The organism is Gordonia sp. NPDC003376, from assembly GCF_053589235.1.
On record NZ_JBSFRM010000001.1, the window covers coordinates 407,825 to 428,682 of the forward strand.

Below are 20,858 nucleotides of genomic sequence, written 5' to 3' on the forward strand. Positions count from 1 at the left end.
GGAGGTGATCCGCCGTGCCCCGTCGATCGATCTCATCGGTGCTCGCCGATCAGGCGGCCGCCCGGCCGTCCGACGTCGTGGTGGTCGACCCCACCGGTCCGCTGACCTACCGTGAACTGGACACCGCTGCCACCCACCTTGCGCGGACCCTGCTCGACGAGGGCGTCCGGCGTGACGACCTGGTGGAAGTACTCCTGCCCAACTCGACGGCATTCGTGGTGGCCTGCTTCGCGATCTGGCGAGCCGGTGCCACCCCGATGCCGATCGATCCGTCACTCGATCATGCCGAACGCCGCCTGCTCGAGGACAATGCCCGCCCTCGGGCGGTGATCGGCGGTGCGGCGATCAGGCCTGGTGTCGTCCTCGTCGACACCGAGTCCGCTGCCTCGGCCGCACCGCTTCCGCTGCCCGATCGCTGGGCCGGGAGCTGGAAGGCCCTGGCGTCGTCGGGTAGTACCGGAGTCCCCAAGGTGGTGCTCTCCACGGCCCCCGCGCTCATCGACCCCGATTCCCCGGTTGCCGCGTTCATCCCCCGCGAGGCAACACAGTTGGTGACCTCACCGCTGTGGCACTCCACCGCTTTCACCTACGCGTTCCGGGGACTGACCTCGGGGCATCGCGTGGTCATCGAACCGGGCTTCGACGAGTACCGATTCCTCGCCGCCGTGCAGCGGCACCGGGTCACCTGGACTGTTCTGTCACCACCGTCCGTCCGACGGCTCCTCCGGCTCCCGACCGCCGAACGCGACCGCCACGACCTGTCCTCGCTGGCATCGGTGCTGCACATCGGCGGACGCTGTCCGATCCCCGACAAACGTGCCCTGCTGGACTGGCTGGGCCCCGAACGCGTGGTCGAGGTGTACGCCGGATCGGAGTCCAACGGGCTCACCATGATCGGTGGACGCGACTGGCTCGCCCACCCCGGCAGCACGGGCCGGGCCGCCGGAGACACCGAGATCACCATCAGACGGCCCGACGGAACCATCGCCGACGACGGCGAGATCGGCGAGATCTGGCTCCGCCGTGGTGAACTCGCCACCTACCGATATCTCGGTGCACCATCCCGACGCACCACGGACGGATGGGATACCCTCGGCGATCTCGGGTACCTCGACGACGGCTGGCTGTACGTGGTGGAGCGAGCCGCCGATGTGATCCGACTCCCGGATCGCACGATCTATCCCGCCGACGTCGAGGCCGCCGTCGAGTCGCACCCCGATGTCCGGGGTGCGGTCGCCTTTCCCACCGGCACCACCGACGGCACCTCCGGTGTGGCCGTCCTGATCGACATCGCAGACGCCGATCACCTCCCCGACGACCTCCACCAGGTCATCGTCGAGCAACTCGGCAACGACCTGGGCCCGACCCAGATCCTGTTGACCCACAGTCCCATCCGCAACGATGCGGGAAAGATCCGCCGACGGGCGCTGTCCGGCTGCGGAGCGGACCGCCGGCCGGACCCGGCCCGCACCCGATTGGAGAACGCATCATGACCACCTCCACCCGTGTCGACCTCGCTCTTCTGGGATTCCGGGGCACACCACCACTCAATCGCACCGGCGGCGCCGGGCCCACCGACGACGGCCACCTCGTCGTCGACGGATTCGACGCCGCGATTCCACGAAACCCCAACAGTCCCTTTGTCTTCGACGGAAATCGGGTGTTCCGCGACGGCGCCGACACCGGCCTCGACATCGGGGTGATCGGGCGTCCGCGATTCTACGATCTGCACACCGCCGACGGGGTGTCGTATGAGAAGATCGCAAAGCTCCACGGCCGCAGTGTTCTGGCGACCACCGTGCTGCAGACCTGCATCCGGTATGCAGAAGATCAGCGCTGCCGATTCTGCTCCATCGAGGAATCGCTGCGGTCGGAGACCACCGTCGCGGTCAAGCGACCCGACCAGCTCGCCGAGGTAGCCCGCGCCGCAGTCGATCTGGACGGCGTCGTGCAGATGGTGATGACCACCGGCACATCGGCCGGGAAGGACCGCGGTGCACGGCATCTCGCTCGCTGCGTCCGCGCGGTGAAGGCCGCGGTGCCGCAGCTGCCGATCCAGGTGCAGTGTGAGCCGCCCGCCGACCTCGCCACCATCACCGAACTGCACGATGCCGGCGCCGATGCGATCGGCATCCACGTCGAATCCCTCGACGACGAGGTCCGGCGCCGCTGGATGCCGGGCAAGTCGACGGTGCCGTTGTCGGAATACCGTGCGGCATGGGCCGAGGCGGTGCGCGTGTTCGGCCGCAACCGCGTGTCCACCTACCTGCTCGTCGGACTCGGCGAGAATCCGGACGAGATGATCGCCGGCGCAAACGAGCTCGCCGATATGGGGGTGTATCCCTTCGTCGTCCCGTTCCGTCCGCACGCGGGCACCCTCGCGGTGGATGTCGACGGCGCTCCGGCCCCGGATCCCGCAGTGGTGGAGAAGATCAGTCGGGAGGTCGGGCGGCATCTGGAGTTGATCGGCATGGCGGGCGCCGATCAGGGCGCGGGATGCGCGGCGTGCGGGGCCTGCAGCATCCTGCAGACCGTGGGAGGCTGAGACGATGCTCGACGGCCTTCCACACTCCACGATCTCCTCGCCCGTATCGCGGACCCGGGATCTGTCGATTCTCGCCGGTGCGCGCGCGTCCACACCGTCGGATCATCTGATCACGGTGGCCGACGACGCCCATGCACTCGCCGGCTACCACGCACTGCGTCACACGGAGTTCGTCGAGCGGCAAGGCCTTTTCGCGGCCTCCGACCACGACGACGTGGACGACGATCCGCGGACCGTCGTGCTGGTGGCACTGTCCGCCGACGGCCATGTGGTCGGCGGAGTACGCGTGGCCCCGTGCACCGCCACCGACATCGGCTGGTGGGCCGGTAGCCGTCTCGTGGTTGCCGACACCGTGCACGCCGGCGGCATCGGCCGAGCCCTGATCCGTGCGGCCTGCGCGCACGTCGAGGGTGCCGGAGTGCTCCGCTTCGACGCCACCATCCAGGAACGCTATCTGCGGCTGTTCACCGCACTGGGCTGGACCGACCGCGGGCCCGGTCCGATCATCGGCGGTTGTGCCCACCGCCGCATGGGCTGGCCCATCGATCAGATCCAGCGCGCCGCCGACACCACCAAGTCGATGCTCGCCGATGTCCTGGCCCCGCTGGGTCGTCAGCCCGGCGGTCTCGGGCCGGCCGGGTTCCGCGGAGACGACGGGGTACCGGTGCCCGGCGCAGACCTGATCGCGGCCTGTGATGCGGTCCTGCCGGCCATGGTGGAGCGCGACCCCGAGTGGGCCGGATGGTGTTCGGTGCTGGTCAATCTCAACGACCTCGCCGCGATGGGCGCCACACCCGTGGGCCTGCTCGACGCGATAGCGGCACCCACCACCTCCCATCTCACCCGGATCATCCGCGGTATCTCGACCGCCGCACAGGCTTGGGGCACACCAGTTCTCGGTGGCCACACACAGGTCGGCGTGCACGCATCGTTGTCGGTCACCGCCCTGGGGCAGACCACGTGCCCGGTGGCGGCCGGTGGCGGCCGCGTAGGCGATGTCGTCTCGGTGATCGCCGATCTCGGTGGATCGTGGCGGCCGGGGTATCACGGTCGCCAATGGGACAGCACCAGTTCACGTTCCGGGGAACAGCTGCGGGCGATGGGTTCGATCGTCGGTGATCTTCGCCCGCATGCGGCCAAGGATGTGAGCATGGCCGGACTGGTCGGCACCCTCGGTATGCTCGCCGAGGCATCGGGCACCGGCGCCGAGCTGGAGGTCTCCGCGATTCCCCGGCCGGACGCCGCGACCCTCGGCGAATGGCTGACCTGCTTCCCGGGCTTCGCGATGCTCACCGCCGACGACCGTCCCGTGCGGGACGTTCCCGGACCCGCCGCCGCCGCCCCGTGCGGGTGGCTCACCGCCGACGTCGGCGTCCGGCTGCGCTGGCCGGACGGGGAGGTCACCGGTGCGGTGGCGTCCTCGGTCACCGGGCTGGGGGCGGCATGACCTGTCGCACCGTCGGAAGCGGTAGGGTCCGGTGACATGAGGACGGTGACCCTCGGCGCGCTCGCCGGACACTTCGGACGCGACGTCGCACGGGGTGTCGCCAAAGCCGTGGGAATCGTCGAGGCCGCTGTCCGCGATGGCGTCGACCTGCTGGTCTTTCCCGATGCCACTCTGGGTGGCTACATCGGCGACCTGCGCTCCCCCGACCCCGAGGACCTGCCACCAGCACTCGATCCGGACGGCCCGGAGCTGGCGGCGATCACGAAGGCGGCGGGGCCGATGACCGTGTGTATCGGATACACCGAGGCCGCCGGGGACACCCGGTACAACGCCGCGATCTGCATGTCCGGCGACGGTGTGCTCGGTACCCACCGCAAGGTGCATCAGCCGGCCGGGGAATCGCTGGCGTACGCCGCCGGCGACTCGTTCCGCACCTTCGACACGCCGATCGGGCGGTTGGGCATGCTGATCGACTACGACAAGACCTTCCCGGAGTCGGCTCGTACGCTCGCGCTCGACGGCGCGCGCGTGATCGCCGCGTTGTCGGCATGGCCGGCCAGCGTCACGGATCGGGCCGCGAGGCTTCCGGCCGATCGGCAGTCCCGGCTGTTCGATCTCTACGACTGTGCCCGGGCTGCCGAGAACCAGGTGTTCGTGGTGTCGTCGAATCTCACCGGGGTGACCGGCTCACTGCAGTTCCTGGGGCAGGCGAAGGTGGTGGGTCCGGGCGGCGATGTGCTCGCCACCACCCGGTCCAAGGGCGGACTGGCCAAGGTGCAGGTGGACATCGACGCCGAGATCGAGCGGGCGCGACGCGTGCTCAACCACTTGGCGGAACTGCGACCAGAGATCTACACCACCGATCGAAAGGTGTGATGTACCTTGCGGATCGCATTGCTGACGTATTCCACCAAACCGCGCGGCGGCGTGGTCCACACGCTGAACCTGGCCGAGGCGTTGAGCCGTCTGGGTGCCGATGTCACGGTGTGGAGCCTGTCCCGCGGCGGCGACCAGGGATTCTTCCGGCCCGTCGACCCGAGCGTGCACATCGAGTTGCTCCCGTTCGACGACGTGCCGGGCGAGGACGTGACCGGGCGCATCGTCCGATCCATCGATACACTCCGATCCGGTTTTCGGCCAGATGATTTCGACATCGTGCACGCCCAGGACTGCATCAGCGCCAATGCGGTGGGTATGTGCATCCGCACGATCCATCACCTCGATCACTTCACCACCCCTGTGCTCGTCGACTGCCATGAGAAGGCGGTGACGACCCCCTACGCACGGATCTGCGTGTCGCAGGCGGTGGCCAACGAGGTGGAGGACGGGTGGGGGCTGCGCCCCACGGTGATCCCCAACGGGGTGGCCTATGACCGATTCGCTGATGCCGCAGCCGATTCCGTGGAGGCCGCAGCGGACCGAGGCGCATGGCGGGAGCGGCTGGGCCGGTATGTCCTGGCGGTCGGCGGGATCGAGCCCCGCAAGGGCAGCATCGACCTCCTCGAGGCGTTCGCGATCCGCGCGCGCGAGGACCCCGGCCTGAACCTGGTGTTCGCCGGCGGCGAGACGTTGTTCGACTATCGCGACTATCGCGCGGATTTCGAACGGCGGCAACACGAACTGGGTATCACACCCATCGTATTGGGCACCGTCGACGAGTCCGACCTGCCATCGCTCGTCGCCGCCTGCGAGGTGTTCGCATTCCCCTCCACCAAGGAGGGATTCGGTCTGGCCGCGATGGAGGCGCTGGCGGCCGGCCGACGCGTCGTCACCCGTGACCTACCGATCCTCCGAGAGGTCTTCGGCGACACCGTCACCTACGCCGCCGACGTCGACGCCCTGGCGGCAGCGTTGGGTGCAGCGCGCAATCCGGACGTCGGACGTCGAGACCGGGGCGACGCACTGGCCCGTTCACTCACCTGGGAGCGCGCAGCGCGGGCGCATCTGGACTTCTATGCCGCGCATCCCCGCCCGGAGATCTGAACGTCGCGAACCACGCCACCGCCAGACCGGCCACCGCACCACCGGAGACCGCCGAGTCCGTGGTGACGCCCGCTCCGATCGCGGATCAGAAGGCCCCGACCTGGCACATCCGGAGATCCACTTGGCCCGCTCCGGGCAGGTCGTCCAACACCCCCGGCAGAGGTCTAGACTGGATGGTCCAGACCCACCCCGCCATCGCTCGAAGAGGGAACGTGACCAGCAGCAAGCGTCCGACACACAAGGAACGCCTTCTGGAATCCGGCCTGCGACTGCTCTATGCGGACGGCTACCACGGCACCACCGTCGACGCGGTCCTCGCTGCCTCCGAAGCCCCCAAAGGGTCCTTCTACCACCATTTCGGTTCCAAGGAGGCATTCGGCTTCGCCGTCCTCGACGCCTACGATCGGATCCAGCACGAGATCATCGGACAGTGGGCTGCACGAACCGACCTGACCGTTCCACAGCGGATCGCCGGCTTCCATGAGGTCCTCGTCGAGCGGCTGGTTGCCTCGAACTGGCAGGCATCGTGCCTGATCGGCAAGCTGTCCAACGAACTGGCGGCCACCTCCGAGACCTACCGGAAACGTCTGGCCCACAGCTACACCGACTGGCGCGATGTCACGATCGCCATGCTGGACACGGGCCGGTCCGACGGTGAGATCCGCACCGATGTCACGACCGAGCATCTGGCCGACACGGTACTCGCGATGGTGGACGGCTCCTTCGTCGCCGCCCTCGTCCTTCGAGACCGGGACTATCTCGACGCCACCACCCGCGGGCTCCAGGTCCTGCTGAGTCCCGGACCGCATGCACCCTCCCACAACTGGCAACCCAAGCGGCGCCGCAGGTCCGGTCGATCAGATCAATCCCCGAAGGACGGCGACGCCCGCACCGCACATCGGGAACAACTGTTACGCACCGGGATCGACGAGCTGTTCGACCGCGGATACCACGGGACCACCGTCGATCGCATCCTCGACCGCGCACACGTCCCCAAAGGGTCCTTCTATCACCACTTCGGTTCCAAGGAGTCGTTCGTGGTCGCCGTTCTGGACGCCTATGGGGACTTCCACCGGGCACGACTGTCGGCCTGGTCGGCACGACTCGACGAATCGACCACCGCGGACGTCCTGTTCGGGTACTACACCGAGATGGCACAGATCTTCGTCGACTCGGGATTTCGCAATACCGATCTCGCCGGCAAGCTCGCCACCGAGGTGGCCACGTCGTCGGATGTACTGCGGCACAAGGTTGCCGAACTGGTCGGCAACTGGCGCCGGCAACTGGAGGAGATTCTCGCCCACGGGCAGGAACGCGGAGAGGTCCGCACCGACGCCGATGTCGGCGAGCTCAGTGCAGCCGTCCACGCCCTGATCGACGGATCGTTCGTGGTGGCCGCATCCACCCGCGACAACGCGTCACTCTCGTCCGTGGCGGATGCCGTCGTCGACGTCATCACCGGCGACTGACCGGAGCGTGCCCTGGCTCGTGAGCCCTTCGACCCTGCTGCGCTCGGTCGGGAGTCGGGGTGGACCGATCGATCGCATCACGACCCGTTCTTCATTTGCCTGTAAGCGGTCACCGCCGACATCACCAGCGCCGACGGGTTCCCGTGGTCGGGGAACAGCTTCTGCATGTGCGCCACGAGCGTCCGGGAATCCGGCAGGGTCTCGACACCCGTGATGAACGCCTCGAGGTAGGCCCGGGTGGCGGCCAGGGCTGCCGGGGTGTCCGGCAGACCTGGTTGTTTGTGTCCGGCGACGACGATCGACGGCCGAAGGGCCGCGATCATATCCAGACTGTCGATCCACCGAGGCCAGTCCCGTGGACCCGACGCGGCGAGGAAGGGATGGACCTCGTTGTAGACCGCATCTCCCGCGATGACTGCCGAGATGCCCGGAATATGCAGGGCTGCAGTCGGATGAATATCTGCTTGCGGCAGTTCGAGAACCCGGACGAGCTCACCGTCGACCCATAGGTCACCGGCCTGGAGTGCAGCAGGAACCGCGGTGTTGTCCACAGCCGCGCCCGCGAAGAACCCTCGGCTGTGGGCCCGATCGTCGTCGAGGGCCGCCGCGGCATGCGCAGCGACGGACGAGGCGGCCACCGCTCGCGCCGTCGGGAACGCCTCGAGCAGGCGTTGCAGGCCGAAATAGTGGTCGGGGTGCGCGTGGGTGATGAAAATGGTGGTCAGTGTCCGGCCCGACGACTCGATCCGACGTCGGACCTCGGCCACGTCATCGGGGAGATACTGGGTGTCGACGAGCAATGCCTCGGTGGTGCCGAGTACCAGCGTGGACGTGGTGGGCGAGAACCGACCGCCACTCGGCAGGTCGATCGCTGGGCAGGTGTAGACGTCGAGAGTGAGCTCAACCAACGGATCTCACCCCACCCTCATCGTGGTCGACAGGCCACCGTCGAGCGGGATGGTGGCGCCGGTGATGAACGACGAACCACGCGCGGACAGGAAGATCGCCAATGATGCTGCGTCGTCGGGACTTCCGATGCGATTCAGCGGATTCGACGAGCGGATCTCGTCACCCCGCTGTGCGAGCGGGACTTCGAGCATCTTGGTCGGGAACGGTCCCGGCGCGATCGCGTTGACCAGGATCGCCGGCGCGAGCGCAGCGGCCATGTGCCGCGTCATGTGATGTAGACCCGCCTTGGCGGCCGAGTACGAGAAGTTGTCGAAGTCGGGCACGGCGATGCCGTCGATGGACCCGACGTTGATCACCCGGGCCGGGTCGTCGACGCGACTGGCCTTGTGCAGCAGGGGATGCAGTTGCTGGGTGAGTACGAACGGTGCACGGAGGTTGAGGTCGAGAACCTTGTCCCAGCCGGCGATCGGGAACTCGTCGAAGGGCGCGCCCCAGGTGGCACCGGCGTTGTTGACGAGGATGTGCAGCTCGGGGGTCTGCTCGGCGATCGCCGCGGCGAGATCGGCCGACTTCTCCGGATCGCTGAGGTCGGTCGGGATCGCGGTCACGTCACCGAACTCGGCGAGTGTGCGTTCGGCGTCGGCGCACGCCTCGGCCTTCCGTGAGGTGATGAACACGCGGGCACCGGACTTCAGCAGTCCCTCGGCGATCATGTAGCCGATTCCGCGTGTTCCCCCGGTGACCAGGGCGGTCTTTCCAGCGATGGAGAAGGCATCGAGTGGTATGGTCATTGTTCCTCACTTGTGTTGGGGTGACTGGTGTCTGACACGGGATGCATCGGGTCGGTGTAGAGCGCGTTCGCAAGGGCGCCATAGCGTTTACCGATCACACTGCGACGTAACTTCATCGTCGCGGTGAGCTCACCGGTGAGTGGTGTCCAGTGTGCATCGACGATCCGATATCGCTTGATCTGCTCGGGCCTCGAGAGTTGTGGGTTCGCAGCCCGCACCAAACGGTCCACCTCGGTGGCTATCGTCGGGTGACCCCGGAGTTCGGTCGCGGAACCCACGATCCCATGTCGTCGGGCGAACTCGACAACGGCGTCGGGATCGAGAGTGATCAGCGCGACCACATAGGGTCGGCCCTCACCGAAGACCATCACCTGATCGATCACGGATCGGCCGGTCAGTTTGTCCTCGATCGACGACGGTGCGATGTTCTTGCCGGACGATGTGATCAGCAGGTCCTTCGCACGACCCGTCACATACAGTCGCCCCGCGTCGTCGAGGCGTCCGAGATCACCGGTCCGCATCCACCCCTCATCGAGGTACAGCTCGGCGGTGGCGTCGCGCCGATTCCGATAACCCGCCGCGTTGCCTGCACCGCGCACCAGGATCTCACCATGGTCGCCGATTCGTACCTCCCATCCGGGCATCGGTGCACCCACCGACCCGACGGCGCCGGTTCCGGGCCGATCGCTCGTCACCACGCCGCTGTTCTCGGTCATGCCGTATCCGAGGACGACATCGATACCCATCGACGCCCAGAACTCGTGCAGCTCTTCGGGCATGGCCGCCGCACCGCAGGTGGCGGTGATCACCCGGTCGAGGCCGAGTCGTTCACGTACCGAGCGCAGCACCCCACCTCGTGCACGCCCCGCTTCCACAGCCAGGACCGTCGGCACCGTCTCACCGGCGCGGTTCAGTCGGCTCACCTCCGCCAACACCGTTCGTGCGCGGTCGATCTCGGGGCGCACCTGGTCGAGTTCAGGTGTGCTCATGTATGCCTCGACGCCGCTTCGCAACTTTGCGAAGGTTCGAGGGACACCGAACAAGTAGGACGGACGGAACCGGATCATCAACGGAACCAGGTCGCCCGGGTCCGGGCAGCAGACGACATGACCGCCGACTCGTGCGGGCAGGTACAGGGTCCACAACCGTTCGACGATGTGCGCCAACGGGAGGTAGGAGATCGAGCGGTAGTCGAAGTCGAGGGTGGCCGACCCCACCAGCGACTCGAGCGAGGCCGCGATGTTGGCACCTGTCAGCGGCACCCCTTTCGACGGTCCCGTGGTCCCGGACGTGTAGATGTAGGTCAGTGGTCGATCCGGTTGTAACTCTTCGATTCTGGTATCGATCTCGGTTCGGGTGGCCCCGGGGGCACACTTCCCGAGGCGTTCGAGTTCGGCCCAGTCCATGGCGGTCCCCGTACTGTGTACCGCGATGACCAGGCAGTCGTCCTTGGCGGGCCAGGACAGTCCCTCGATGCGTCGGGTAGTGTCGTCGTCGGCGACCACCAGGACGTGAGGCCCCGCATCGGTGAGCACGTGTTCGATCTGATGGTCGGAGAACGTCTGGTAGATGCTGATCGTGGCCGCGCCGCAGTGGATTGCTGCGAGGTCGGCGAGGACGTGCTCGACGGTGTTCGGCAGCAGGATCGCCACATCGGCATCCGGGCCGACACCCAGAGCGATGAATCCCTGTGCCACAGTCAGGATTCGGTCACGAAATACCGCCCAGGAGAGAGTGGTGGCATCGGTCCCGGACTGCCAGGAGATCGCCGGATCGGTCGGGCCACTCGTCGCCCGATCTCGGATCATCGCCGGAATCGACATGATCGGACCCTTCACTTGCCCTGGAAGACAGCCGGGCGTCGTTCGACGAAGGAGGTGATGCCCTCGAGAAAGTCCGCGCTGGCGAAGACGCTCTGCTTGACCTCGTCGATCGCGTCGATCGCGGCCTGCTCCCCCTGCTCCAGGAAGCGCCGAGCAGCGGCCTTGGTGGCACGGGTGCCCAACGGCGCGTTGGCACAGATCTCTCCGGCCAGGGCAATTCCTCGCTCGATGTGCTCACCGAACGGAACCACCTCCTGAACGAATCCCAGCTCCAGTGCTCGCCGAGCATCGAAGGTGTCGGCACGCAGCAGGTGGTACATCGCATTTCCCCACCCGGTGCGGGTGAGATACCGAAAATGTGCGCCACCGAGCGGAGCGATTCCACGCGCCACCTCGAGCTGTGCGAACACCGCGGTGTCGGCGGCCACGGCGATATCGGCGGCCAGCATCATCTCGATCCCGACGGTGAAGGTGTTGCCCTGCACGACCGCCACGACAGGTTTGGTGGCGCGCCGACCGAGGGCGAACGGATCCACCAGGGACGGATCGATCTCTGCGTCCGCATCGGGGCCGAAGAACTTCGGCATGTCCAGGCCTGCGGTGGTGTGCTTTCCTGCCGAACAGAACACGGCGACCCACAGCGAGTCGTCCTCGTCGAAGGCGGTCAGATGGCCGGCCAGCTCACGCATCATGTCGGGCGTATACGAGTTCATCTTCGCCTCGTTCTCCACCATGATGATCGCGATGTGACCCTCGGTCCGGAAGGTCACCGTTCCCGCAGTGTTCTCCGTCATGGCTGCTCCTTTGTCTGCATCCGGGCGTTGTCGCGTACCGCACTGGTAGTGCAGTGGATCACTAAACTAGATCGTCTAGACGAACTAGTCAACAGCTGCGCAGCTACCCATCGACACCCATTGACGACCCGATTTAGACGCTCTAGTCTAGTCGGATCGTGGCGTTCCCACGCCTCCGGAGCCCGCAACGCCTGCCGGGCCCCAGATCGCAAGAGTCACGAATAGTGTTGTTCTACAACCACTTCTGCAGTACTCCCATCACACCGCAAGGATCGATATGTACCGGGTGCCCACCGACGACTACCACTTCCTGTACTCCGACTACTTCGGCCGAGACATCATCGCCGACACAACCGACGGCGAACTCACCGCCGTCGATGTCCGCGACGTGATCGCAGCGGCGGGCGACCTCGCCGTCGAGACCCTCCATCCACTCAACGCGGTGGGTGATCGTGTCGGCGCACAGCTCATCGACGGAAAGGTGACCACTCCGCCCGGCTATCAGAAGGCCTACCGTGCGTACACCGATGGCGGCTGGACCTCGATCACGGTGCCTCGCGAGATCGGCGGCGAGGGCGTACCGTGGACCGTCCACAACGCTCTCAGTGAACTGTGGAGCGCAGCCAATGCCGCATTCTCGCTGTGCACCGGGCTGTCGGTCGGCGCGATCCTCGCGCTTCACGCCGCCGGTGACGATCACGTCCGCGCCATCTACCTACCGCCGATGGTCGCAGGCCGTTGGACCGGCACCATGAACCTCACCGAGCCCCAAGCCGGAACCGACCTCGCGGCGATCCGCACCACCGCCCGCCCGAATACCGATGGCACGTGGGCGATCAGCGGCCAGAAGATCTTCATCACCTGGGGCGACCACGACCTCGCCGACAACATCGTGCACCTGGTACTGGCCCGGACCCCGGATGCACCCGCCGGCCTACGCGGACTCTCGCTGTTTGCAGTCCCGAAGTTCATCCCCGACGCGAAAGGCGCTGTCGGTGAAGACAATGCGGTCACGACAGTGTCGCTGGAACACAAGCTCGGCATCCACTCCAGCCCCACCTGCGTACTGCAATACGAGGGAGCGACCGGACGCCTGGTCGGCGAGCTACACGGTGGCCTCTCCGCCATGTTCGTGATGATGAACGCAAGCCGCACCGGCATCGGCCTGCAAGGGCTGGGCGTCGCCGACCGCGCCTATCAGCAGGCCCGGGACTATGCCGACGATCGGGTTCAGGGCCGGGTACTCGGCCGGCCCAACGGAACCCCGATCTCCGGGCACCCCGACGTGACACGGCTGTTGCTCTCGATGTCGAGTCGGATCTCGGCATTCCGCGCGCTGTCGATCCAGCTCGCCCAGTGGCTCGACGAGGCCGAGCGCGCCGGCTCCGACGACGCACGCGAACTCGCCGACTTCCTGGTTCCGATCTTCAAGGGTTGGGTCACCGAGGAGACCGTCAAGATCACCTCGGATGCCGTACAGGTTCACGGCGGTCTCGGATTCATCGAAGAAACCGGTGCCGCGCAACACTATCGGGACGCGCGAATCTTCCCCATCTACGAGGGCACCACCGCTATCCAGGCCAACGACCTGATCGGCCGCAAACTCTTACGGAACCAGGCCCGCACCGTGATGAAGTTCGCGCAACTCGTCGCCGACGACCTCCGGCCACTGCGATCGTCGAGCGACCCGATCGCCCAGCGCACCGTCGAGCGTCTCGACCGAGCGCTCACCGCCACCCGACAGGCCACGTCTGCACTCGTAGGACATGCTTCGACCGATCCGCGAGGTGCGTTCGCTGTCGGCGTTCCCTATCTCGAACTCCTCGGGCTGCTCGCCGGCGGATGGGCCCATGGCCGGATCGTCGGCGCCACCCTCGTCCGCGATGAACTCGGCGCCGCCGATCGGCGACGACTGACCGAGGCCGACTTCTTCGGCGCACACCATCTGAGTCGGGTCCATTCGCTGGCCGAGACCATAGCCTCCGGTGAAATCATCTGATACCACGGTGAATTCGCTCTTCCGACCGACCAATCGCCTTGACGACACGGATCGGACACGAAGTATCCTGACCCGGCCGCGTCATACCTGTTCTCACGCGGGGACGGCGCCGACGAGTGTCGAGTAGACGACGGAGTTCTGATCGGTGAGAGTCGTGCCGTCGGGTCCGAGATAGCACGTGACCAGAACCAGTCTGCCCGGCACCCGCCCACGGAGGCGCGGTTCCAGCTGCGCCTGTCCGTGCCTGTCGTACACCGCGGTCTCGGCGATCTCGTAGGTCAGAACGCCACGTCGGGTGGTCAGGACGATCGTGTCCCCGGGACGGGCCCGGCCGAGGTCGTCGAACACCGCGTCGCCGCCGGCGATCGAGTGACCTATCACGAATACCGTTCCATCGGAGTCGGTTCCGGCCTCAGAGCGACATCCCACCCGGTAGGCGACATCACTTCCCGGCGGGTCGAGGACCGGGCACTCCGTGGTGTCCATCACCGTGACCGGGGTGTCGATTCCCGCGGCCGGCACCGCGATGGCGGTGGGGACGGCCGCGGGTACGTCCGCACTCCGCGCAAGGGTCGCGACTACCGGAGCAGATGCATTGGTACCCAGAGGGATCGATGCCTGTTCCGGAGTCGCACACCCGGTCAGAACCGCCTGCGGACCGAGTGGTGCGAACGCTCACTTCCGCCGACGACGGAAGGCCACGAATCCGGCCAGCGCGGCCATGCCCGCAGCGGCACCGGCGACCCACACGGGCGCCGAGTTGTCGTCGACGCCGCCGGTTTCGACGGTCAGTCCTTCGCTGTAGGACAGCGGCACGAAGTCGCCGGATCCGTTCTCGTATCCGTACACGGTCTGACCCGTGGTGTTGTGCACCGTGCGGACGGTTTCACCGTCCGGCCCCGCGGCGGGAGTGCTCGGGATGTCGATTCCCACCTCGGGCAGGTCCGCAACCGGAAGTTCCACCGGCACAGAGGGAATCCCCGGGATGGTCGGCACGACCGGAGTGGTCGGCACGGCCGGATCCTCCCGACGCGCGGAGGAATCCCGACCTGTTCCCATGACGCCGACGGTGGCGGCCACAGTCGTCACGACCTGCACCCGCCACCTCTCGAACGATCCCCGCTCAGCCGATGGGTCGACTACTCGGCAACTGCACCCAGCTCGGGTTGGCCGGATCGAGCAGCACATGCTCGGGCTTCAGACCACTGTCGTGACTGATCGGGCCGAAGCTCACCGCCCGCGGCGCATTGAACGCGTACACGCTCACCCGCACCCGATGGCCACGCTTGATCAGCGCATCGGTGCCGAGGGTCCCGATGTCGAGGTACTGCACAGCACCCGGCTTCACCAGGTCGCGCCGATAGGCGTCGAGTGCGTAGATCGGATCCACGAGGTCACCGTTGGTCTCGTATCGCGATGCGGCACGGTCGATCTGGTTACGGATCGACACCGTCATCGAGCCGGTGGTGAGCACCTTCGACGTTCCATCGGGTGCCACGTCGGACACCACGGCGACGTAGAAGCCGTCGGTGGCGTCGACCTGGGTGCGCAGGTGCACGTTGATCGGGCCGTTGATCGAGGTGGCCTGCGGGACCGCCGGTGAGGTGAAGGTCAGGGCACCGCGCTCGGCGATCCGGTTGTCCCCGGTGCAGAAGTCGAACGAACTCAGGAAGCCGATCTGATCACGGTTGGTGTCGCCCGAGCACAGCGTGGTGACACCGGGGCTGACCGTCCACCGGGCAGTGGTCTTCGGGCCACTCGCCGACAGCGAGCCGTCGCGCACCGAGGTCGGCGACGTGCCGCTGCGTGCCGGTGTCAGATAGAGCCGACGATGCTGCTGGTCACCACGCGGGAACTGCTGCGACTGCACCCAGCCGCCACCCTGCTGATGGCTTGTGGCCGAAGGATATTCGTCGATGCGGTTGGGAACACCCTTGATCCAGCGGTCGAACCAGGTCCGCTGCAGCACCGCCATCGACGGCGGTTGCCCGGGGGCGCCGCGCATGTCCCAGCCGTTGGTCATGTGCTCACCGGTGCTCATCACCAGCTTCTTCTGCGCGGCCGGCACACCGCTGAGCTGGTCCAGCGCACGCCACTCCATGTTGGTGAACAGATCTTGCCAGCCACCCACCACGAAGGTGGGGATCCGGATCCGTGCGGCGTCGGTGGTCAGCGCCTTGCGATAGGTCGAATCCAGTTGCACCAGTTCACGAGTGCGTCCGCTCAGCGAGTTCACGTCGGTGGCGGTGAGCCCTTCGAGATATTCCTTGACGAACACCGCCGGATTGTTCAGGCGGTCACGCAACCAGACCGGATCGAACTGTCCGCGAAGCAGGCTCGGTACATCGGGGATCACCTTGGTGGCGTTCACCGCGAACAGCCACAGCGCCAGGAAGCCGGCCCCGTATCCGGAGCCCGGTGCGACGACGTCGGCGACGATGTCGGTCATCGGCGCGGCCGGGAAGATCGCCTTGAGCCCCTGGGGACGCTTCGACGCGGCCTGCAGCTGATTGATCGCGGAGTACGAGTACCCCGACATGCCGAGGTCTCCGTTGGAGTAGGGAAGGGTGCGCACCCAGTCGAGAACCTCGATGGTGTCCTTCTGCTCACGGTTGCCGAAGACATCCCAGACCCCCTGGGAGGTACCGGTACCGCGGACGTCGACCACGATCTGCGTGTAGCCGCTGCGCACCAGCTTCGGGTCCACCGAGAACACGCTCGGCAGTCCACCGTTGGCCACCTTCAGCAGCCGTTCGGTGCCCGAGATCGGCGTACCGGACAGGTTGATGCTCGCGAGCAGGTCGAACATCGGCTGCGAGAGCCCCGGCACGTTCGACCCGGCGGCCGCGATCATCGCGATCAGCTTGTTGTACGGGGTCAGGTTGACGATGACGGGGTTCTTGTCCCGGGTCGCCCGTCCCGAACCATCGGCCGGACGGTAGATGTCCGCACGGAGAATCGTGCCGTCCGACATGGTGATCGGCACACTCGGGGTGACCGAGATGCCCGCATACCTCTGCCGTTCGGAATCATGGGTCTTGGCCCATTGCAACGGATTCAGACCCAATGGTGCCGCATCGGCAGGTGGTGGCGGAACAACGAACGCAGCGATCACCACCGTCAGCAGGGTGATGAGCACCGCACCACGGCGGAACCTCCCCGACGCTGTCCGCAAACCCCGATCTGCGTGCATTGACCCCGACCCCCCGTGTTCTTCGGTCCATCCGACACCCCGCCGCGTCGTGTCCCACACCGTTACAGCAGCCCCCGGGTGTGACCGGTGCCCATCACGGGAGTGTCGGTGATGTGCGCCATAGATCTTCTTACCGGTGAGTAATTCTGTCAACCCAGGTCTCGGTGTCCAGATTCTTCGCTGTCGAACAGCCGCCCCGAGCTTCGATCACCACGGCAAGCGGGCGAGACCCCGCAGCCGGGCGCGGTATCGTCGACGAGGTGTTCCGACCCGACCGACGCCCCGCCGGCATCCGCATCCTGATCGCCGCGATGGCCCTGAGCAGCCTGGGAGCGCTGTCGGCGTGGACCGGCGCGCCGGCCCACGCAGCACCGGAGACCGCCGGCCTCGACCCCGCACTGGCAACCGCCTACCAGCAGGCGTCCACCGCGGCACATGCCGACGGCGTGGACCTGTGGATCACGTCGGGGAAGCGGTCGTACGCCGAGCAGCAGCAGATGTGGCGTGACGGGCTCGCCGAGTACGGGAGTCCTGCCGAGGCCCGCAAGTGGGTGCTGCCGCCACACGAGTCCACGCACGTCAGCGGGCAGGCGATCGACGTCGGCCCACAGGCCGGGGCGGCCTGGCTCGAACGCTACGGGTACCGCTGGGGACTGTGTCGCACCTTCACCAACGAGTGGTGGCACTTCGAGGAGACATCGATCCCGGGCGTCGGCTGCCCGGCGATGTGGCCGAACGCGGCGGTGCGCGCCGACCAGATGGGCGCAGCCCTCCCCTGACCGGTTCCTCCCCGCGGTACCAAGACAGCCTCCCGGTCCGCTCGCACGGCGCCGATCGGTTCAGTCCCGGGCGCGAGAGCGTTGCCGCAACGCCCACGGTTCGTCGCGCAGTCCGGCCGCGGCCTCCTCCACCGGGACCCGATGCCCGTGCGCGCACCGCACCTCCGCCGACAACGGTGCGCCACAGCCGCGGTGCACCAGTCGCACACCGGTACGGTGGTCGTCCCGGAGTCCGTCGCCCCAGTCGACGAGTGCCACGAAGATCGTGTACAGCTCGCGACCGCGCTCGGTGAGGACGTACTCGAAGCGTGTTCGACTGCCCGGCTCCCGATACGGCCGACGGTCGACGATGCCGTCGGCATGGAGCTGCTTGAGTCGCCCCGCGGCGACGGCCTCGCTCAAGCCCGCCCGGCGCGCAAGCTCGTCGAATCGGTGTGCACCGTAGAGCAATTCGCGCACCAGGACCATCGACGACCGAGTTCCGATGACCTCGAGGGCGCGCTCCATCCGGCAGAATCCCTTGGCCGTCCACGCATCACGGTCGGCGTAGGCACCCTGGAGTTCCAGCACCTCGTCCGACTCCTCGCGCGCTCCCTCCGGCCGCGCGTCGTCGACCGGATCGCCTGCACCCCGTTCACCCTGTGACATATCCCCATCGTACCGCTCACTTTGCAATCCCATAGCCAGCCTGTACAGTTCTGACTATGGGATTGCATAGCCAGCCCTACGCCTACCCCAGAATGTCGCTCCGCACGACCTGAGATCCGGGAGGAACACCATGAACACCGCGGTCATCGCAGATGCCGTCCGCACCCCCGTCGCCAAGGGCAAACCCGGCGGCGCCTACGCCCACATCCACCCCGTCGACCTGCACGCCCACGTTCTCGCGAGCCTCGTCGACCGCACCGGTATCGACCCGGCGATCGTCGAGGACGTGATCAGCGGCGCGGTCGGACAGGTCGGCGAGCAGTCCGGGAACACCGCACGGTGGGCACTGCTCGGAGCGGGTTTCCCCGAGTCCGTCCCCGGCGTGACCGTCGACCGCCAGTGCGGCTCCAGCCAGCAGGCCCTGCACTTCGCGGCGCAAGGCGTGATCGCCGGCGCCTACGACGTGGTGATCGCCTCGGGTATCGAGTCGATGAGTCACGTCCCGATCGGGTCGCAGTCGCTCGGCCGCGACTTCACCGGCCCCAAGGTGTCCGAACGATACTCAGAAGGTCTTGTACCCCAAGGGATCAGCGCCGAGTTGATCGCACAGAAGTGGTCGCTGTCACGCGCCGAACTCGACGACTTCTCGGCTCGCTCACACCAGCGCGCCGCCACCGCATGGAAGAACGGTGCATTCGACTCGCAGGTCACCCAGGTCACCGACCTGCGCACCGACGAGACCATCCGGCCCGACTCCACGGTGGCGTCACTGGGTGGGTTACGGCCTGCGTTCCGCAGCGAATACTGGGCGCAGCGGTATCCGGACCTCGACTGGAACGTCACCGCGGGCAACAGTTCGCCGATCAACGACGGTGCGGCGGCGGTGTTGATCACGAGCGAGGAGGCCGCAGGCCGCCTGGGCCTGACCCCGCGGGCACGCATCCACTCGTTCGCCGTGGTCGGTGACGACCCGGTCCTGATGCTCACCGGCATCATCCCGGCCACAGCAAAGGTGCTGGCCAGAGCTGGTCTGACGATCGGCGACATCGACGCGTTCGAGGTCAACGAGGCGTTCGCGTCGGTGGTGCTCGCGTGGCTCCGTGAGACCGGCGCCGACCCCGCCAGGGTCAACATCAACGGCGGTGCCATCGCGATCGGACACCCCCTCGGCGCATCCGGGGCGCGGCTGATGACCACCTTGCTGGGCAACCTCGAGCAGGGCGGCGGGCGCTACGGACTGCAGGTCATGTGCGAGGCCGGCGGCCTGGCCAACGCCACCATCATCGAACGGATCTGATCACCATGACATCTCTGCAGGATTCCGTGGTCCTGGTGACCGGCGCCAACGGCGGGCTCGGCACCCACTTCGTCCATCAGGCACTCGACCGAGGCGCCACCAGGGTCTACGCCGCGGCCCGCCGACCGATGCAGTGGGAGGACAACCGTGTGGTACCACTGCGCCTCGACGTCACCGACCCCGAATCGGTGGCCGCCGCGGCAGCGTCGGCACCGGACGTGACGATCGTGATCAACAATGCGGGGATCTCCAACGGCGCCGGCGTGACCGGCGACCTGGATGATCTCCGGGCGATGTTCGAGACGAACTTCTTCGGCGCCCTCACCGTCACCGATGCCTTCAGCCCGGCGTTGCGCGCCCACGGCGGAACACTGCTGAACGTGCTGTCGGTGCTGAGCTGGATCGGGATCGGCGACGGCTACAGCGCCTCGAAGGCGGCACTGTGGTCGGCAACCAACACCCTGCGACTCATCCTGTCCCGTCAGGGTGTTCACGTCGCAGCCCTCCATCTCGGCTACACCGACACCCCGATGACCGTCGGCGTCGATGCACCCAAGAACGATCCGGCCGACGTCGTGCGCACCGCCTACGACGGCGTCGAGGCCGGGGACGCCGAGATCCTCGCCGACGAGATCAGCAGGCGGGTCAAGGCCGGACTGGCCGCGCCGATCGAGACGCTCTACCCGCAACTGAACGCACGGTGAGCACACATCAGCAGACGAGGAGACATCGATGAGTTCCGAAACAGACACCCCAGCACCCGATCTGGAGAACGCAAGCGCCTTTGTACAGGCCGCCGGGCTACGGATCACCGAAGCCGACGGTGAGCGGGTGGTCGGCTGGATCGACCTGGGGCCGCAGCACCACACCCCGTGGGGAGTCGTCCACGGCGGGGTGTTCCTCAGCGCGGTGGAGTCCGCGGCCAGTATCGGGGCCAGTGCCGCCGTCGCCGACCGCGGACTGATCGCGGTGGGTGTGCACAACGGAACCGACTTCGTCCGTGGAGCCCACGACGGGCGAGCCGACGTCCTCGCCACTCCGCTGCAGCAGGGCGCGAGTCACCAGTTGTGGCAGGTGCTGATCACACGGGCGACCGACGGGAAGACCTTGGCACACGGGAAACTCCGTCTGCAGAACGTCGCACCGCGCGCTCGCGGCTGAGTATCAGGCCGGCGTGGAGC

19 protein-coding genes are annotated in these 20,858 nt (G+C 67.0%); 11 read left to right on the plus strand and 8 right to left on the minus strand.

Annotated features, from left to right (window positions below; genetic code table 11):
- Positions 1–14: 14 nt before the first annotated feature.
- The 6 genes from ACWDUA_RS01770 (at position 15) to ACWDUA_RS01795 (ending at position 7,444) form a co-directional block, all read left to right on the plus strand.
- Positions 15–1,493: a class I adenylate-forming enzyme family protein gene (locus ACWDUA_RS01770; RefSeq protein WP_449749283.1), complete on the plus strand. Its 1,479-nt coding sequence runs from the start codon at positions 15–17 to the stop codon at positions 1,491–1,493.
- Positions 1,490–2,545 carry an MSMEG_0568 family radical SAM protein gene (locus ACWDUA_RS01775; protein WP_449749284.1) on the plus strand — a complete coding sequence of 352 codons (1,056 nt, stop codon included), beginning with the start codon at positions 1,490–1,492 and terminating at the stop codon, positions 2,543–2,545. Before ACWDUA_RS01770 ends, ACWDUA_RS01775 begins: the two co-directional genes overlap by 4 nt.
- 4 nt (positions 2,546–2,549) lie before the next feature.
- Entirely contained in the window at positions 2,550–3,992 is a 1,443-nt protein-coding gene (locus ACWDUA_RS01780; protein ID WP_449749285.1) for an MSMEG_0567/sll0787 family protein, read from the plus strand.
- A 36-nt stretch (positions 3,993–4,028) separates the two neighbouring features.
- Positions 4,029–4,868, plus strand: coding sequence for a carbon-nitrogen hydrolase family protein (locus ACWDUA_RS01785; protein ID WP_449749286.1), 840 nt, complete (start codon positions 4,029–4,031; stop codon positions 4,866–4,868).
- 6 nt (positions 4,869–4,874) lie between these two features.
- Positions 4,875–5,975: an MSMEG_0565 family glycosyltransferase gene (locus ACWDUA_RS01790; protein ID WP_449749287.1), complete on the plus strand. Its 1,101-nt coding sequence runs from the start codon at positions 4,875–4,877 to the stop codon at positions 5,973–5,975.
- A gap of 212 nt (positions 5,976–6,187) precedes the next feature.
- Complete coding sequence (locus ACWDUA_RS01795) at positions 6,188–7,444, plus strand: TetR/AcrR family transcriptional regulator (protein WP_449749288.1); 1,257 nt, start codon at positions 6,188–6,190, stop codon at positions 7,442–7,444.
- Positions 7,445–7,521: 77 nt separating this feature from the next.
- Here the strand turns inward: ACWDUA_RS01795 and ACWDUA_RS01800 are convergent, their stop codons facing one another.
- From ACWDUA_RS01800 to ACWDUA_RS01815, 4 genes are read right to left on the minus strand one after another with little or no spacing between them, the layout of a single operon-like run.
- The gene (locus tag ACWDUA_RS01800) at positions 7,522–8,352 is read right to left on the minus strand and encodes an MBL fold metallo-hydrolase (RefSeq protein ID WP_449749289.1); all 831 of its coding nucleotides are present in this window, start codon (positions 8,350–8,352) and stop codon (positions 7,522–7,524) included.
- A gap of 6 nt (positions 8,353–8,358) precedes the next feature.
- A complete protein-coding gene (locus tag ACWDUA_RS01805; RefSeq protein ID WP_449749290.1) occupies positions 8,359–9,144 on the minus strand; it encodes an SDR family oxidoreductase in 786 nt (261 codons plus the stop codon).
- Positions 9,141–10,967, minus strand: coding sequence for an AMP-dependent synthetase/ligase (locus tag ACWDUA_RS01810; RefSeq protein WP_449749291.1), 1,827 nt, complete (start codon positions 10,965–10,967; stop codon positions 9,141–9,143). The genes ACWDUA_RS01805 and ACWDUA_RS01810 overlap by 4 nt, the downstream gene beginning before the upstream one ends.
- An 11-nt stretch (positions 10,968–10,978) precedes the next feature.
- On the minus strand, positions 10,979–11,761 hold the full coding sequence (locus ACWDUA_RS01815) for a crotonase/enoyl-CoA hydratase family protein (RefSeq protein ID WP_449749292.1): 783 nt from the start codon (positions 11,759–11,761) through the stop codon (positions 10,979–10,981).
- A gap of 277 nt (positions 11,762–12,038) precedes the next feature.
- On the opposite strand from ACWDUA_RS01815, the gene ACWDUA_RS01820 reads away from it, so the two are divergent.
- Positions 12,039–13,760, plus strand: a complete 1,722-nt coding sequence (locus ACWDUA_RS01820) for an acyl-CoA dehydrogenase (RefSeq protein ID WP_449749293.1) — start codon at positions 12,039–12,041, stop codon at positions 13,758–13,760.
- 93 nt (positions 13,761–13,853) lie between these two features.
- Here ACWDUA_RS01820 and ACWDUA_RS01825 read toward each other — a convergent pair whose 3' ends face one another.
- From ACWDUA_RS01825 to ACWDUA_RS01835, 3 genes are all read right to left on the minus strand, one after another.
- Positions 13,854–14,282 (minus strand): class F sortase, encoded by a 429-nt coding sequence (locus ACWDUA_RS01825; protein ID WP_449749294.1) that lies wholly within the window; start codon positions 14,280–14,282, stop codon positions 13,854–13,856.
- A 153-nt stretch (positions 14,283–14,435) separates the two neighbouring features.
- Positions 14,436–14,849: an LPXTG cell wall anchor domain-containing protein gene (locus tag ACWDUA_RS01830; RefSeq protein WP_449749295.1), complete on the minus strand. Its 414-nt coding sequence runs from the start codon at positions 14,847–14,849 to the stop codon at positions 14,436–14,438.
- 34 nt (positions 14,850–14,883) lie between these two features.
- The gene (locus ACWDUA_RS01835; RefSeq protein ID WP_449749296.1) at positions 14,884–16,899 is read right to left on the minus strand and encodes a CocE/NonD family hydrolase; all 2,016 of its coding nucleotides are present in this window, start codon (positions 16,897–16,899) and stop codon (positions 14,884–14,886) included.
- A 365-nt stretch (positions 16,900–17,264) separates the two neighbouring features.
- Between ACWDUA_RS01835 and ACWDUA_RS01840 the strand changes: the two genes are divergently transcribed.
- Positions 17,265–17,732 (plus strand): M15 family metallopeptidase, encoded by a 468-nt coding sequence (locus tag ACWDUA_RS01840; protein WP_053776603.1) that lies wholly within the window; start codon positions 17,265–17,267, stop codon positions 17,730–17,732.
- A 60-nt stretch (positions 17,733–17,792) separates the two neighbouring features.
- Here ACWDUA_RS01840 and ACWDUA_RS01845 read toward each other — a convergent pair whose 3' ends face one another.
- On the minus strand, positions 17,793–18,380 hold the full coding sequence (locus tag ACWDUA_RS01845; RefSeq protein WP_449749297.1) for a winged helix-turn-helix transcriptional regulator: 588 nt from the start codon (positions 18,378–18,380) through the stop codon (positions 17,793–17,795).
- A 130-nt stretch (positions 18,381–18,510) separates the two neighbouring features.
- On the opposite strand from ACWDUA_RS01845, the gene ACWDUA_RS01850 reads away from it, so the two are divergent.
- The 3 genes from ACWDUA_RS01850 to ACWDUA_RS01860 are packed head-to-tail and all read left to right on the plus strand — an operon-like array spanning position 18,511 to position 20,838.
- Positions 18,511–19,677: a thiolase family protein gene (locus ACWDUA_RS01850; RefSeq protein ID WP_449749298.1), complete on the plus strand. Its 1,167-nt coding sequence runs from the start codon at positions 18,511–18,513 to the stop codon at positions 19,675–19,677.
- 5 nt (positions 19,678–19,682) lie between these two features.
- The gene (locus tag ACWDUA_RS01855; protein ID WP_449749299.1) at positions 19,683–20,381 is read left to right on the plus strand and encodes an SDR family oxidoreductase; all 699 of its coding nucleotides are present in this window, start codon (positions 19,683–19,685) and stop codon (positions 20,379–20,381) included.
- Positions 20,382–20,409: 28 nt separating this feature from the next.
- A complete protein-coding gene (locus ACWDUA_RS01860) occupies positions 20,410–20,838 on the plus strand; it encodes a PaaI family thioesterase (protein WP_449749300.1) in 429 nt (142 codons plus the stop codon).
- The last annotated feature ends 20 nt before the right edge of the window (positions 20,839–20,858 follow it).

What these genes read in the sequence shown, in the direction of transcription:
- ACWDUA_RS01775 (WP_449749284.1), top strand. Translation starts at nt 1,490, where the DNA reads ATGACCACCTCCACCCGTGTCGACCTCGCTCTTCTGGGATTCCGGGGC.
- ACWDUA_RS01780 (WP_449749285.1), top strand. Translation starts at nt 2,550, where the DNA reads ATGCTCGACGGCCTTCCACACTCCACGATCTCCTCGCCCGTATCGCGG.
- ACWDUA_RS01785 (WP_449749286.1), top strand. Translation starts at nt 4,029, where the DNA reads ATGAGGACGGTGACCCTCGGCGCGCTCGCCGGACACTTCGGACGCGAC.
- ACWDUA_RS01805 (WP_449749290.1), bottom strand. Translation starts at nt 9,144, where the DNA reads ATGACCATACCACTCGATGCCTTCTCCATCGCTGGAAAGACCGCCCTG.
- ACWDUA_RS01810 (WP_449749291.1), bottom strand. Translation starts at nt 10,967, where the DNA reads ATGTCGATTCCGGCGATGATCCGAGATCGGGCGACGAGTGGCCCGACC.
- ACWDUA_RS01815 (WP_449749292.1), bottom strand. Translation starts at nt 11,761, where the DNA reads ATGACGGAGAACACTGCGGGAACGGTGACCTTCCGGACCGAGGGTCAC.
- ACWDUA_RS01820 (WP_449749293.1), top strand. Translation starts at nt 12,039, where the DNA reads ATGTACCGGGTGCCCACCGACGACTACCACTTCCTGTACTCCGACTAC.
- ACWDUA_RS01840 (WP_053776603.1), top strand. Translation starts at nt 17,265, where the DNA reads ATGGCCCTGAGCAGCCTGGGAGCGCTGTCGGCGTGGACCGGCGCGCCG.
- ACWDUA_RS01845 (WP_449749297.1), bottom strand. Translation starts at nt 18,380, where the DNA reads ATGTCACAGGGTGAACGGGGTGCAGGCGATCCGGTCGACGACGCGCGG.
- ACWDUA_RS01850 (WP_449749298.1), top strand. Translation starts at nt 18,511, where the DNA reads ATGAACACCGCGGTCATCGCAGATGCCGTCCGCACCCCCGTCGCCAAG.
- ACWDUA_RS01855 (WP_449749299.1), top strand. Translation starts at nt 19,683, where the DNA reads ATGACATCTCTGCAGGATTCCGTGGTCCTGGTGACCGGCGCCAACGGC.
- ACWDUA_RS01860 (WP_449749300.1), top strand. Translation starts at nt 20,410, where the DNA reads ATGAGTTCCGAAACAGACACCCCAGCACCCGATCTGGAGAACGCAAGC.